Raw genomic sequence first — 13,128 nt, 5'->3', positions numbered from 1 at the left:
GCCATGACAATAACAACAGTATTCCCCGACCTGCTCAGCGAAGTCCGTGCCTTCCGCAGCGCCCACCCCGAAGTGCGTTATGTCGACCTGATCAGCCTGGATATACCTGGGCATTTCTACGGCAAGCGCTACCCCATCGATATGCTCGAGAAGGTCGCCGCCGGCAGCCCGCTGAAAATCCCACAGAACTGCGTGCTACTTGGCGTGCAGGGCGGCCTGCACCCGATTGGCGACTACTGCTTCAACGACGGCGACCCGGATGCGCCGCGCCGGCTGATCCCCGGCACGCTCAAGCCGGTGCGCTGGGAAAGCCAGCCGCTGGGGCAGATGCTGATCAGCTCCGACGGCACCGCCGCACCCATCGAGTTCGAGCCGCGTGAAGTGCTCGCGCGCGTGCTCAAGCGCCTGGCCGCGCGTGGTATCCGCCCGGTGGTGGCGTTCGAGCTGGAGTTCTACCTGTTCGACCGCAAGCTGCAAGACGGCATGCCGCAGTTCCCCCGCGACCCGCTGTGCGGCGATGCCGACGACCAGCCGAATATGCACATTGAGCGCCTGTCGCGCTTTGCCGATGTGCTGCATGAGATCGTCGACGCCGCCAATGAGCAAGGCATCGATGCCAACGTGATCACCGCCGAACTCGGCCCCGGCCAGTTCGAGATCAACTTCGGCCACTGCGCCGACGGCCTGCGTGCCGCCGACTGGGCCGCGCTGTTCTGCCGCAGCACCCGTGGCGTGGCGCTCAAGCACGGCCAGCGCGCCAGCTTTATGAGCAAGCCCTACCTGCACGCGCCGGGCAGCGGCATGCATGTGCATGTCAGCCTGTATGACGCCGCCGGCCACAACCTGCTGGCCGCCGACGAGCAGCGCCCTCTGCGTCACGCCGTGGCCGGCTGCCTGGAGTTGCTGCCGCACTGCATGCCGATCTTCGCCGCCAACCACAACGCCTTCCGCCGCTACGGTGCCATGGTCAACGCCGCCAGCCGCGCCAGCTGGGGTTTTGAGGACCGCGATGCGTGCATCCGCATTCCCGAATCAGACGGCAAGAACCTGCGCATCGAACACCGTCTGGCCGGCGCCGACGCCAACCCCTATCTGGTGCTGGCGGCGATCCTCACCGGCATGGAACATGGCCTGGATGCGGGTAAAGAGCCGATTGCGCCGCTGAACGAAAACCGCCAAAGCGGCATCGACTTTCCCCAGGACATGCTCGGCGCGGTCAGCGCAATGCGCGATCATCCGGTGGTGAATCAGGGACTGGGCGAGGAATTCGTGATGGTCTACTGCGAGAACAAGCGCCAGGACCATCTAGCTTTTATGCAGGAAGTCAGTGCGCGGGAATACCGCTGGTTTCTCTAACAAACAGCGCGCCCGTTGCCTCGGCAGCAGGCGCGCGACTTCAACGCAGCAGGTACACCGCCAGCCCGGCCAACGCCGACACCAGCAGCACCTCCATCACCCCACGTTTGAAGTACAGCAGCGCCAGCGCCGCCGCCATGGCCAGCAACGCCGACGGCCAGTCGAAAGTGCCGCCGAAGCCTTGCGGCCAGAGCACGTGGTAGGCAAAGAACAGCGCCAGATTAAGGATCACACCCACCACTGCCGCAGTAATCGCGGTCAGGGGTGCGGTGAATTTCAGCTCGCCGTGGGTGGATTCCACCAGCGGCCCGCCGGCGAGGATGAACAGAAAGGACGGTAAAAAGGTGAACCAGGTGACCAGCGCTGCCGCCAGCGCACCACTGACAAAGCCCGAATCGCCGCCGAACACCGGCTGCAGATAAGCCCCGACAAACGCCACGAAGGCCACCACCATGATCAGCGGCCCCGGCGTGGTTTCCCCCAGCGCCAGGCCGTCGATCATCTGCGTCGGGGTTAGCCAGCCGTAATGGCCGATGGCGCCCTGATAGACATACGGCAGCACCGCATAGGCACCGCCAAAGGTCAGCAGCGCCGCCTTGGTAAAGAACCAGGCCATCTGCGTCAGCGTGCCGTCCCAGCCGAACAGCCAGGTCAGCAGGCCCATCGGCAGCAACCAAAGCAGCGCCCCCACCGCCAGCAACAGCGCCAGGCGTGATGCGCGAAAGCGCGTATGCGCCAGCGGCGCGCTGTCATCATCGATCAGCGCCGGACCATAAGATTTGCCCTGTTGCGCATGCCCGCCGCCCAGACTGAACTGCTGCGGCAGCAGGCGACCGCCCAGATAGCCGAGCAGGGCTGCGCCAATCACGATCAACGGAAACGGCAGATTGAAGGCAAAAATCGCCACAAAGGACGCGCCAGCAATGCCCCACAACCAGTTGTTCTTCAACGCCCGCGAGCCAATGCGCCAGGCCGCCTGCATGACGATGGCGGTGACTGCCGGCTTGATCCCGTAGAAAATCCCCGCCACCAGCGGCACATCACCATAGGCGATATACAGCCAGGACAGGCCGATCAGGATAAACAGCGACGGCAGCACAAACAGCACCCCGGCAATCACCCCGCCCCAGGTGCGGTGCAGCAGCCAGCCGATATAGGTGGCCAACTGTTGCGCCTCCGGCCCCGGCAGCAGCATGCAGTAATTCAGCGCATGCAGAAAACGCCGCTCGGACAGCCAGCGGCGCTTCTCCACCAACTCCTGATGCATGATCGCAATCTGCCCGGCTGGCCCACCGAAGCTGATCAGGCCCAGTTTCAACCAGAACCAGAAGGCTTCGCCCAGGCTGACCGCGGGCGGTGCAGTGGATACTGATGACTCGGACATGGGGCAACTCACGGCGATAAAAACGGTCGCACTATAGCGCGAGTGCATGACGATTTAAGCCAGCATGGCTCAAGCCCCGGCACGGATTTCCGTATACTTGGCAGCGCTACACCCTCCTTCAACCTGCCCGTGAAGCTCTCCGTGAAAATCCGCCATTCGATAGTAAGCCTGCTGCTGATCTGCAGCTGCGTTGTAGTTGCATCGAACACCCTGGCCGCCCCCGCCAAACAACAGGACCTGGCCGCCGGCAGCGCGCTGCTGGTCGATCTGCAGACCAATCAGGTGCTCTACGAGCGCAATGCCGACAGCGTGGTGCCGATTGCTTCGGTAACCAAGCTGATGACCGCCATGGTCACCCTCGACGCCAAGCTGCCGCTGGATCAGCAGCTGCCGATCATGATTCGCGACACCCATGAGATGCGCGGCGTGTTCTCCCGCGTACGCGTGGGCAGCGAACTGAGCCGCCGCGACATGCTGCTGCTGGCCCTGATGGCCTCGGAAAACCGCGCCGCAGCCAGCCTGGCGCATCACTACCCGGGCGGTCACGCGGCCTTTGTCGCAGCGATGAACGCCAAGGCCCGCGCCCTAGGTATGAAGAATTCGCGCTTCGTCGAGCCCACCGGCCTGTCGGAGCACAACGTCTCCAGCGCCCGCGACCTGGTGCTGATGCTCAAAGCCGCGCGCCAGTACCCGCTGATCAGCCAGTTCAGCACCACCTCGGAAAAGACCCAGGCGTTCCGCAAACCCAACTACACCCTGGGCTTTCGCAATACCAACAACCTGGTGCGCAAGCCCGGTTGGAGCGTACAACTGAGCAAAACCGGCTACACCGGCGAAGCCGGCCGCTGCCTGGTGATGAATACCGTGATGAATAACCGCCCGGTGGCGTTCGTGGTGCTGGATGCCTTCGGCAAATACACCCATATGGCCGACGCCAACCGCCTCAAACGCTGGCTGGAAACCGGCAAAGTCACCGCTGTGCCGCCAGCGGCCATCAGCTACCGCCAGCAGAAACTGGCGCAGCGCCAGGCCAAGGCTGCGCAGTAAAGCCTGAAAACAAAAAGGCCCGCAGCAAGTGCGGGCCTTTTGGCATTAGCGAGTAGCTCAGCTGTTGCTCAGACCAAACAACGGCTGACGCATACCAAACACCAGAAAGCGCGCCAGCTCGGCAAGCGGCAAGGCCTTGCTGATCAGGTAGCCCTGCACCTGATCGCAGCCGTATTGGCGCAACAGCGCCAGTTGTTCGGCGTTTTCCACGCCCTCGCCCACCACCTGCAGGTTGAGGTTGTGCGCCAGGTTGATCATCGCCCGCACCAGCTGGCGATTTTCCGCGCGCTCGCTCATGCCGCCGACAAAGCTCTTGTCGATTTTCAGCAGGGTGATCGGCAGGTTGTTCAGGTGCACGAAGGAAGAGAAACCGGTACCAAAGTCGTCCAGCGAGAAGCGCACGCCGAGGCGACCGAGGGCCAGCATGGTCTGCTGCACCTGATCGCTGCGGCGCATCACCGCAGTTTCGGTCAACTCGAACTCCAGCCACTGCGCATCCACCCCGCGCTCTTCGATCAGGCGGCTGAGGGTCGGCAGCAGCTGGCTGTCCTGAAACTGGCGGAACGACAGGTTAACCGCCATATGCAGCGCCGGCAGGCCACGCCCGCGTAGCCACTGCATATCGCGTAGCGCACGGCTGATCACCCAGTAACCGAGCGGCACGATCAGCCCGCTTTCCTCGGCCAGCGGTACAAACTCATTCGGCGCCAGCAGGCCATGCACACTGTGGCGCCAGCGCACCAGTGCTTCCAGGCCGACTATGCGTCCGGTCTGCAGGCACAGGCGCGGCTGGTAATGCAGTTCCAGTTCGTCGCGACGCAGGGCGCGGCGCAGCTCGCTTTCCAGATCGGCCTGGTTGCGTGCGCTGCGGTTGATCCGCTCGTCATAGATATGAAAGGTGCAGCCCTGCTGACTCTTGGCCTGCTGCATGGCGATATGCGCATGCCACATCAGCGGGTCGGCGCTGCCCTCGGCGCGGGAATGCGCCAGGCCCAGGCTGCAACCGATCAGCAGGCTTTCGCCGTCGATCCAGTAGGGCTCGCCGAGGGCTTCGGTAATCTGTGCGGCCAGACGCTCGGCGCGCTGTGGGTCGCGGCGGCTGTCGAGTAACAAGGCAAATTCATCGCTGCCCAGGCGCGCCACCTGGTCACCAGCCTGCAACTGCGCCTTGATCCGCGCCACCACCTGCAGAATCAGGCTATCGCCGCCCTGGTAGCCGAGGGCATCGTTGGCGTGGCGGAAGTTGTCCAGGTCGAGATGACCGAGAGTCAGGCCGCGGCCTTCGTACTCGGCCAGACGCGCGGCCAGCAGGGTCTGGAAGCCCTGGCGATTGGCAATCCCGGTCAGCGCGTCCTGTTCGGCCAGGCGGTGCAAGGTGTCGTTGAGGTTGCCGCGCTCGCGCGCATAGCGCAGGCAGCGGCGCAGCACCTCGGCGCTGAGCTGGTCGCGCACCAGCCAGTCGCACACGCCCTCAGGCTCGGCTGCGGGCTCGGCATCCAACAGCAGGACAATCGGCAGGGAGCAGCGCCCGGAGGCAGGCAGGTATTTGGCGGTGGTCATGAGCAGGGCGTTGCTGGGTTTATCGAACAGCGCGCTGGCCGCCTCCCAGGACGGTGCGGTGATCAGCGCATAACCACTGCCAAGCGCACTCAGACGCTCGCGCAGCAATTGCGCCCAGCCCGGCGTTTCCGCCAGCAAAAGCAACCGTAATGGTTCGACGAACGCGGACAAACAACTTCCCCCACTGCACAAATAAAGAGCATTGAACCCGCTCGGATGCGTCGTAATCGACGTCTAATCACGCACATCCTTGTGTCAGTGGCGCGCGCCCTGCGGCATGGCAAGGACCCGAAAGTGGCACCAGAGTACTGGATTAGGAAAATTAACCAAGCCTGGCGGTTTGCCATTATGTGCGCTGCGACACACTTCCAGATGGTCACGGCAGAAACCGCCAGGCCTGTTAAAATGCGCGCCCATTCCGCCTGACGATTGACTCCATGTCCCGACTGAACCCCCGGCAGCAGGAAGCCGTGAACTATGTCGGCGGCCCACTTTTGGTGCTCGCCGGCGCAGGCTCCGGCAAAACCAGCGTGATTACCCGCAAGATCGCCCACCTGGTGCAGAACTGCGGTATCCAGGCCCGCCATATCGTCGCCATGACCTTTACCAACAAGGCCGCGCGCGAGATGAAAGAACGTGTCGGCACCCTGCTCAAGGGCCCCGAAGCCCGCGGCCTGACGGTGTCGACCTTTCACAACCTGGGCATGAACATCATCCGCAAGGAATACGCGGCGCTGGGCTACAAGCCGGGCTTCTCGATCTTCGACGAGGGCGATATCAAGGCGCTGTTGTCGGACATCATGCAGAAGGAATACTCCGGCGATGACGGCGCGGACGAGATCAAGAACTACATCGGCAGCTGGAAAAACGATCTGATCCTGCCTGAGCAGGCGCTGGCCGAGTCGCGCAACCCCAAGGAACAGACCGCCGCCATCGTCTACCTGCACTACCAGCGCACGCTCAAGGCGTACAACGCGGTGGACTTCGACGACCTGATCCTGATGCCGGTGAAGCTGTTCCAGGACAACCCCGACATTCTGGAAAAGTGGCAGAACCGCATCCGCTACCTGCTGGTCGACGAATACCAGGACACCAACGCCAGCCAGTACCTGCTGGTGAAGCTCTTGGTGGGCATGCGCAACCAGTTCACCGTGGTCGGTGATGACGACCAGTCGATCTACGCCTGGCGCGGCGCGCGCCCGGAAAACCTGATGCTGCTCAAAGAGGACTACCCCTCGCTGAAGGTGGTGATGCTGGAGCAGAACTACCGCTCCACCAGCCGCATCTTGAAATGCGCCAACATCCTCATCGCCAACAACCCGCATGCGTTCGAGAAACAGCTGTGGAGCGAGATGGGCATGGGCGACGAGATCCGCGTGATCCGCTGCAAGAACGAAGACGCCGAGTGCGAGCGGGTGGCCCTGGAAATCCTCACCGAGCACCTGCGTACCGAGCGCCCTTACAGCGACTACGCCATCCTCTATCGCGGCAACTACCAGGCCAAGCTGATGGAGCTGAAACTGCAGCACCATCAGATTCCCTATCGCCTCAGTGGCGGCACCAGCTTCTTCGCCCGCCAGGAGGTGAAGGATTTGATGAGTTACTTCCGCCTGCTGGTCAACCCGGACGACGACAACGCTTTCCTGCGGGTAATCAACGTGCCGCGCCGCGAGATCGGCTCGACCACCCTGGAAAAGCTCGGCAACTACGCCACCAGCCGCAAGATCAGCATGTACGCCGCCGCCGGCGAAATGGGCCTGGGCGAACACCTCGACGCGCGCTTTACCGAACGCCTGGCGCGCTTCACCAGGTGGATGGACCGGGTGCGCCAGGAGTGCGCGCAGAACGACCCGATCGCGGCGATCCGCAGCATGGTCATGGACATCGACTACGAAAACTGGCTGCGGCAGAACGCCTCCAACGACAAGGTCGCCGATGCGCGCATGGGCAACGTCTGGTTCCTGGTCGAGGCGCTGAAGAACACCCTGGAGCGCGACGAAGACGGCGAGATGACCATCGAGGACGCCATCGGCAAGCTGGTGCTGCGCGACATGCTGGAACGTCAGCAGGAGGAAGAGGAAGGCGCCGAAGGCGTGCAGATGATGACCCTGCACGCCTCCAAGGGCCTGGAATACCCTTCCGTGTATATCCTCGGCGTGGAGGAGGAAATCCTCCCGCACCGCTCCAGCATCGAGGCCGACACCGTCGAGGAAGAACGCCGCCTGGCCTATGTCGTCATCACCCGCGCAAAACGTAACCTGAACATGACCTTCGCCGCCAAGCGCAAGCAGTACGGCGAAATCATCGACTGTGCGCCGAGCCGTTTCCTCGACGAGTTGCCGCCCGAAGACCTGCGCTGGGAAGGCATCGACGATGCTCCGGTGGAGGTCAAGGCCGCCACCGGCAACTCGGCCCTGGCCAATATGCGCGCCATGCTGAAAAAATAACCGGGAGCTATTTTTAAGGCTCTGTACTCGTTAGCTGTTGTAAGCCGATTTGTAGGGTGGGCCGGGCGGCGATCCGCTTCAGCCCACCGCCGCTAAATTGGCGCCTTGGTGGGCTGAAGCCCACCCTACGTATTGCCATCAACACATAACTGGTACATAGCCATTTTTAACGTCGCTTGCGACGGCCCGCAGGGTGGCCGCCAGGGATGGCAGGCCATAAAAAACAAACCGATTCCGCAGCCCATAACGAGGGTAACCACGTGCAAGCGCTGAAACAGAAGATTCGTCAGGACGGCATCGTGCTGTCCGAGCAGGTACTCAAGGTCGATGCCTTTCTCAACCACCAGATCGATCCGATCCTGATGCAGCAGATCGGCCACGAGTTCGCTCAACGCTTCGCCGGCCTGGGCATTAGCAAGATCGTCACCATCGAGGCCTCGGGCATCGCTCCGGCGATCATGGCCGGTCTGGAGCTGGGCGTGCCGGTGATCTTCGCGCGCAAGTACCAGTCGCTGACGCTCAAGGACGATCTGTATGTCTCCAAGGTGTTTTCCTTCACCAAGCAGACCGAAAGCACCATCGCCATCTCCGCCAAGCACCTGACGGCCAGCGATCATGTGCTGCTGATCGACGATTTCCTCGCCAACGGCCATGCCGCCCAGGCGCTGATCGACCTGATCCGGCAGGCCGGCGCGAGCATCGCCGGGATCGGCGTAGTGATCGAAAAATCCTTCCAGCGCGGCCGCGCCGAGCTGGACGCCCAGGGTTACCGGGTCGAATCGCTGGCGCGCATCGCCTCCCTCAAAAACGGCCAGGTCAGCTTTCTCGACTAACCCGGAGCCCTGACAGCTGAGACACTGGCGCGCAGCGCACGGCTGATCCGGGCTGCGGCGCACCAGAGTAGCCTTGGTTGCTGAACACCGCGTACCCTGCCGCCAGGCACAAAAAAACCGCCCTCAGGCGGTTTTTTGTCTCGATGGCGCCTTACAGGCCGGACATCTTCTCGATGGCGGCACGCAGCTCGTCATCCGAGCAATCGCCACAGGTGCCCTTCGGCGGCATCGAGTTGATGCCGGAAATGGCCGTAGCGAGGATACCATCCAGGCCGCCTTTGGCCTCGGCCCGCGCTTTCCAGGCAGCGCTATCACCAATTTTCGGTGCATCGAGCACGCCTGCGGTATGGCAGGCGCCACAGTGCGCGGCAATGATGTCATCGGCAGAGCGTGCGGCACTGCCGGCAGCAACAGCTACGGCGCCAACACCCTTGCACTCTTCACCCATGATGCAAACTTCACCGACCGGCTTCAGGCGCTCGGCAATGGCCTCATCGGTCGTGGCCTGAGCAGTCACTGCCCACAGGGCCAAGACGGCAGCCGGCGCTACCAGCATTTTCTTAATCAGATTCACGGTACACCCTCATCGTGGCTAGTCACGCCCGCGGCCACGGTTTCGCGAGCGGGCGACAGTATAACGGGAAGCCTGCCAAGCTGAAACAACCCAGATTGTCGCAGCGCAGCAGCGGCAAGCTACAAGCATCAAGTAAAAGCATGCGTCGAACGCCTTCACTTGTGGCTTGCAGCATGTAACGGCTTTCTAGAAGTTCGCCGGGGTGGTGGCGCTGATCAGCCGGGCCGGCTGGTCGAACGGATTGCGAAAGCGGTGTGGCTTGCTGCTCTCGAAGTAGTAACTGTCGCCCGGCTCAAGGATGAACACCTCAGCGCCGACGGTCAGCTCGAGACGCCCCTCCACCAGCAGACCGGTTTCCTCGCCCTCATGGGTGTACATATCGTCGCCAGTATCGGAGCCGGCCGGATAGGTCTCGTCGAGCAGGGTAATGGCACGATTCGGGTGGGTCTTGCCCACCAGCTTCATGCTGATCGCACCACTGTGGATATCGGTGAGCTCGGCGGCGCGATACACCACCTGGGGGTAGTTGTCCGGCTCCGCGTCCTGGGAGAAGAACTCCACCAACGACATGGGGATCCCCGCCAGCACCTTTTTCAGCGAACTGATCGAGGGGCTCACGCTGTTCTTCTCGATCATCGAAATGGTGCTGTTGGTGACGCCGGCCCGTTTGGCGAGTTCACGCTGGGACAGGCCCTTGAGTTTGCGAATGGATTGCAGTCGAACACCGACGTCCAATGCTGGAGTCCCCCTCGGGAAGATACGGAAAAGTGTCCGTATCATGGCAACAGCGTTCAGTATTTACAACGCCTTGATCGCAAATTCTGCCCAGCCGGTCTCTCAGCCCTCGCAATAGAGCCGCGGCACCCGGCGCAGGTTACAAAAAAGCTGATAAGGAATGGTGTCCGCGCAGGCCGCCACGTCGCTGGCGAGGACCTGCTTGCCCCAGAGCTCGACCCGACTGCCGAGACCGGCTTGCGGCAGGTCGCTGAGATCGACGCAGAGCATGTCCATCGATACCCGGCCGATCAGCCGACTGCGCTGGCCATCGATCGCCACCGGTGTGCCGCTCGGCGCATGCCGCGGGTAGCCGTCGGCATAGCCCATGGCGACCACGCCGACCCGGGTCGGCCGCTCGGTGACGAAGCGCGCGCCGTAACCCACGGGTTCGCCGGCCGGCAGTTCGCGCACGCTGATGATCTTCGATTCCAGAGTCATGACCGGCTGCAACTGGGCGGCCACGGCCTGCGCCTGCTCGAACGGGGTGGCGCCGTAGAGCATGATACCGGGGCGCACCCAGTCACTGGGAATGCCGGGCCAGCCGAGCACGGCCGGCGAATTACGCAGGCTGACTTCCGCCACCAGGCCTTGCCGTGCCTGCTCGAACACCGCCAGTTGCTCGCTGCTGCGCGGGCAGTCCAGTTCGTCAGCGCGGGCGAAGTGGCTCATCAACACGATCTTCGCCACCTTGCCGCTGGCCAGCAGGCGCCGATAGGCCGCCTGGTAGTCGGCCGGATGCAGGCCGACGCGGTGCATGCCAGAGTCCAGTTTGAGCCACACCGTCAGCGGCTTGCGCACGGCCGAGCGTTCGATGGCCTCGACCTGCCAGAGCGCATGCACCACGCACCAGAGGTCGTGCTGCTCGATCAGCGCCAACTCGTCGACCTCGAAGAAGCCTTCCAGCAACAGGATGGGCCCACGAATCCCGGCCTCGCGCAGTTGCAACGCCTCTTCGATGCAGGCCACGGCAAAACCATCGGCCTGCTCCTGCAAAGCTTGCGCGCAGCGCACGGCGCCATGCCCGTAGGCATCGGCCTTGATCACCGCGAGCGCCCGCGCACCGGCGACTTCACGGGCCAGTTGATAATTGTGACGCAGGGCTTGCAGATCGATCAGGGCACGGGCTGGACGCATGGTCTTCTCGAGTATCGGCCGTGGGCCGGGTAGCAGGGTAGTCTGGGGCAACCCGGCGCGCGGGCTACGGACTGCAGATTAAAAAAGCCCGGCGGGACAGCCGGGCAAGAGCCAACTAAAACGGGCGAGCGCAGGCTTAACAGTCCGTTGAAAAACGTAGGCGAGGCAGCCGAGACAAGGCAAAAACAGGCGAGGAAGCGGAGTTTACGAGTTGTAAATGAGCATTCCGAGCCTGTTTTTAACGCCGTATCGGCAACGCAGGTAGTTTTTCAACAGCCTGTTAAATGGCCGCCACCACCATCATTTCTACCAACACCTCGGGGGTATACATCGCCGCCTCGACGCAGGCGCGGCCCGGCGCGGCGCCGGGTACGACCCACGCGTCCCACACCTGGTTGAGGCCGGCGTAGTCGCGGGCCATGTCCTTGAGGTAGATGGTCACCGAGAGGATGCGCGACTTGTCGCTGCCGGCCTCGGCCAGCATCGCATCGATGTTGGCCAGGGTTTCGCGGGTCTGCTGCACGATGTCGCCGCTGTAATCATCTGCCAACTGCCCGGCCAGGTAGACCGTGCCGTTGTGGATGTTGATTTCGCTGTAACGGGTTTCAGTGCGCAGGCGCTGGACTGACATGCTTGGAAGACTCCTTGGAGTTGCTGTAACGGAAGATGTCCAGGCCCTCGGTGCTGATCTGCGGGCGCTTCGAGGCCATCAGATCGGCGAGGAAACGACCGGAACCGCAGGCCATGGTCCAGCCCAGCGTGCCGTGGCCGGTATTGAGGAACAGATTGCGCAAACCAGTGGCGCCGACGATCGGCGTGCCGTCCGGGGTGGCCGGGCGCAGGCCGGTCCAGAATTCCGCCTGTTTGAAGTCGCCACCTTGCGGGTAGAGGTCGCCGGCGACCATCTCCAGGGTCGCGCGGCGCTTCGGGTTGAGGCTCAGGTCGAAACCGGCGATCTCGGCCATGCCGCCCACCCGGATACGATTGTCGAAGCGGGTGATGGCGACCTTGTAGGTTTCATCGAGAATGGTCGAGGTCGGCGCCAGATCGCCATTGGTAATAGCCGCGGTCAGCGAATAGCCCTTGAGCGGGTAGATAGGCGCGCGAATGCCCAGCGGTTTGAGCAGTTGCGGGCTGTAGCTGCCCAGCGCCAGCACGTAGCGATCGGCGGTTTCCAGCTTGCCATCGATCCATACGCCATTGACCCGGTCGCCGCTAACATCCAGGCGCTCGATGGTCTGGCCGAAGCGGAATTCGACGCCCAATTGCTTGGCCATCTCGGCCAGCTTGAGGGTGAACATCTCGCAGTCGCCGGTCTGGTCGTTGGGCAGGCGCAAGGCGCCGGCCAGCTTGTGCTTGACCCCTGCCAGGGCCGGTTCGACGCGGGCGATACCGTCACGGTCGAGCAACTCGAAAGGCACCCCGGACTGCTTGAGCACGGCGATGTCCTTGGCTGCGTTGTCGACCTGGGCCTGGGTGCGGAACAGCTGTGTGGTGCCCAGGCGGCGGCCTTCGTAGCCAATGCCGGTCTCGGCGCGCAGTTCGTCGAGGCAATCGCGACTGTACTCGGACAGGCGCACCATGCGCTCCTTGTTCACCGCGTAACGGCTGGCGGTGCAGTTGCGCAGCATCTGCGCCATCCACAGGTACTGGTCGATATCGGCGGTAACCTTGAGCGCCAGCGGCGCGTGCTTTTGCAGCAGCCACTTGATGGCTTTCAGCGGCACGCCCGGCGCCGCCCAGGGCGAGGCATAACCCGGGGAAACCTGGCCGGCGTTGGCGCAACTGGTTTCCATGGCGGGACCGTCCTGACGGTCGACCACCACCACTTCGAAACCCTGGCGCGCCAGGTAATACGCACTGGCCACACCCACCACACCACTACCAAGCACCAGAACCCGCATCGTTATCTCCTCGCCGCGACTATGCGCTGACGTTTTTTGTATTGAGCGTTGATGCGCGCAGTATATTGAGCATTAACCAGTGCCTTTCACTATATATAGGCCTATATTTGGC

Annotated in this window: 11 protein-coding genes; 4 read left to right on the top strand and 7 right to left on the bottom strand. The window is 62.9% G+C overall.

Annotation, left to right across the window (positions count from 1 at the left end):
* Positions 1-9: 9 nt before the first annotated feature.
* Positions 10-1,356, top strand: a complete 1,347-nt coding sequence (locus Q8O69_RS00560; protein ID WP_305589110.1) for a glutamine synthetase family protein — start codon at positions 10-12, stop codon at positions 1,354-1,356.
* Between the two features lie 40 nt (positions 1,357-1,396).
* On the opposite strand, the gene chrA is transcribed toward Q8O69_RS00560, so the two are convergent.
* On the bottom strand, positions 1,397-2,740 hold the full coding sequence (gene chrA, locus Q8O69_RS00555) for a chromate efflux transporter (RefSeq protein WP_305588941.1): 1,344 nt from the start codon (positions 2,738-2,740) through the stop codon (positions 1,397-1,399).
* 141 nt (positions 2,741-2,881) lie between these two features.
* Here chrA and pbpG point away from each other — a divergent pair, with 141 nt between their 5' ends.
* Positions 2,882-3,787 (top strand): D-alanyl-D-alanine endopeptidase, encoded by a 906-nt coding sequence (gene pbpG / locus Q8O69_RS00550; RefSeq protein WP_305588940.1) that lies wholly within the window; start codon positions 2,882-2,884, stop codon positions 3,785-3,787.
* Positions 3,788-3,844: 57 nt separating this feature from the next.
* On the opposite strand, the gene Q8O69_RS00545 is transcribed toward pbpG, so the two are convergent.
* Entirely contained in the window at positions 3,845-5,518 is a 1,674-nt protein-coding gene (locus Q8O69_RS00545) for a bifunctional diguanylate cyclase/phosphodiesterase (RefSeq protein ID WP_305588939.1), read from the bottom strand.
* Between the two features lie 266 nt (positions 5,519-5,784).
* Between Q8O69_RS00545 and rep the strand changes: the two genes are divergently transcribed.
* Both rep and Q8O69_RS00535 read left to right on the top strand, forming a co-directional pair.
* Positions 5,785-7,794, top strand: a complete 2,010-nt coding sequence (gene rep / locus Q8O69_RS00540) for a DNA helicase Rep (RefSeq protein ID WP_305588937.1) — start codon at positions 5,785-5,787, stop codon at positions 7,792-7,794.
* 260 nt (positions 7,795-8,054) lie between these two features.
* On the top strand, positions 8,055-8,627 hold the full coding sequence (locus Q8O69_RS00535; RefSeq protein ID WP_305588936.1) for a xanthine phosphoribosyltransferase: 573 nt from the start codon (positions 8,055-8,057) through the stop codon (positions 8,625-8,627).
* Positions 8,628-8,778: 151 nt separating this feature from the next.
* On the opposite strand, the gene Q8O69_RS00530 is transcribed toward Q8O69_RS00535, so the two are convergent.
* The 5 genes from Q8O69_RS00530 to dadA all read right to left on the bottom strand — a co-directional run bounded on the left by Q8O69_RS00530 (position 8,779) and on the right by dadA (position 13,016).
* Positions 8,779-9,201, bottom strand: a complete 423-nt coding sequence (locus Q8O69_RS00530; protein WP_305588935.1) for a cytochrome c5 family protein — start codon at positions 9,199-9,201, stop codon at positions 8,779-8,781.
* Positions 9,202-9,387: 186 nt separating this feature from the next.
* The gene (locus tag Q8O69_RS00525; protein WP_305589108.1) at positions 9,388-9,936 is read right to left on the bottom strand and encodes a cupin domain-containing protein; all 549 of its coding nucleotides are present in this window, start codon (positions 9,934-9,936) and stop codon (positions 9,388-9,390) included.
* Between the two features lie 102 nt (positions 9,937-10,038).
* Positions 10,039-11,112, bottom strand: a complete 1,074-nt coding sequence (gene alr, locus Q8O69_RS00520; RefSeq protein ID WP_305588933.1) for an alanine racemase — start codon at positions 11,110-11,112, stop codon at positions 10,039-10,041.
* 280 nt (positions 11,113-11,392) lie between these two features.
* A complete protein-coding gene (locus Q8O69_RS00515; protein ID WP_305588931.1) occupies positions 11,393-11,743 on the bottom strand; it encodes a RidA family protein in 351 nt (116 codons plus the stop codon).
* Positions 11,718-13,016, bottom strand: coding sequence for a D-amino acid dehydrogenase (gene dadA, locus Q8O69_RS00510; protein ID WP_305588929.1), 1,299 nt, complete (start codon positions 13,014-13,016; stop codon positions 11,718-11,720). The genes Q8O69_RS00515 and dadA overlap by 26 nt, the downstream gene beginning before the upstream one ends.
* Positions 13,017-13,128: the final 112 nt, after the last annotated feature.

The organism is Pseudomonas sp. (assembly GCF_030690725.1).
Lineage (GTDB): Bacteria > Pseudomonadota > Gammaproteobacteria > Pseudomonadales > Pseudomonadaceae > Aquipseudomonas.
The sequence above is the reverse complement of the archived record's forward strand: the minus strand, read 5'-3'. Positions and strand labels throughout refer to the sequence as shown.

Coding starts and splice junctions, on each gene's coding strand:
- rep (WP_305588937.1), top strand. CDS start 5,785: ATGTCCCGACTGAACCCCCGGCAGCAGGAAGCCGTGAACTATGTCGGC.
- Q8O69_RS00515 (WP_305588931.1), bottom strand. CDS start 11,743: ATGTCAGTCCAGCGCCTGCGCACTGAAACCCGTTACAGCGAAATCAAC.
- alr (WP_305588933.1), bottom strand. CDS start 11,112: ATGCGTCCAGCCCGTGCCCTGATCGATCTGCAAGCCCTGCGTCACAAT.
- chrA (WP_305588941.1), bottom strand. CDS start 2,740: ATGTCCGAGTCATCAGTATCCACTGCACCGCCCGCGGTCAGCCTGGGC.
- dadA (WP_305588929.1), bottom strand. CDS start 13,016: ATGCGGGTTCTGGTGCTTGGTAGTGGTGTGGTGGGTGTGGCCAGTGCG.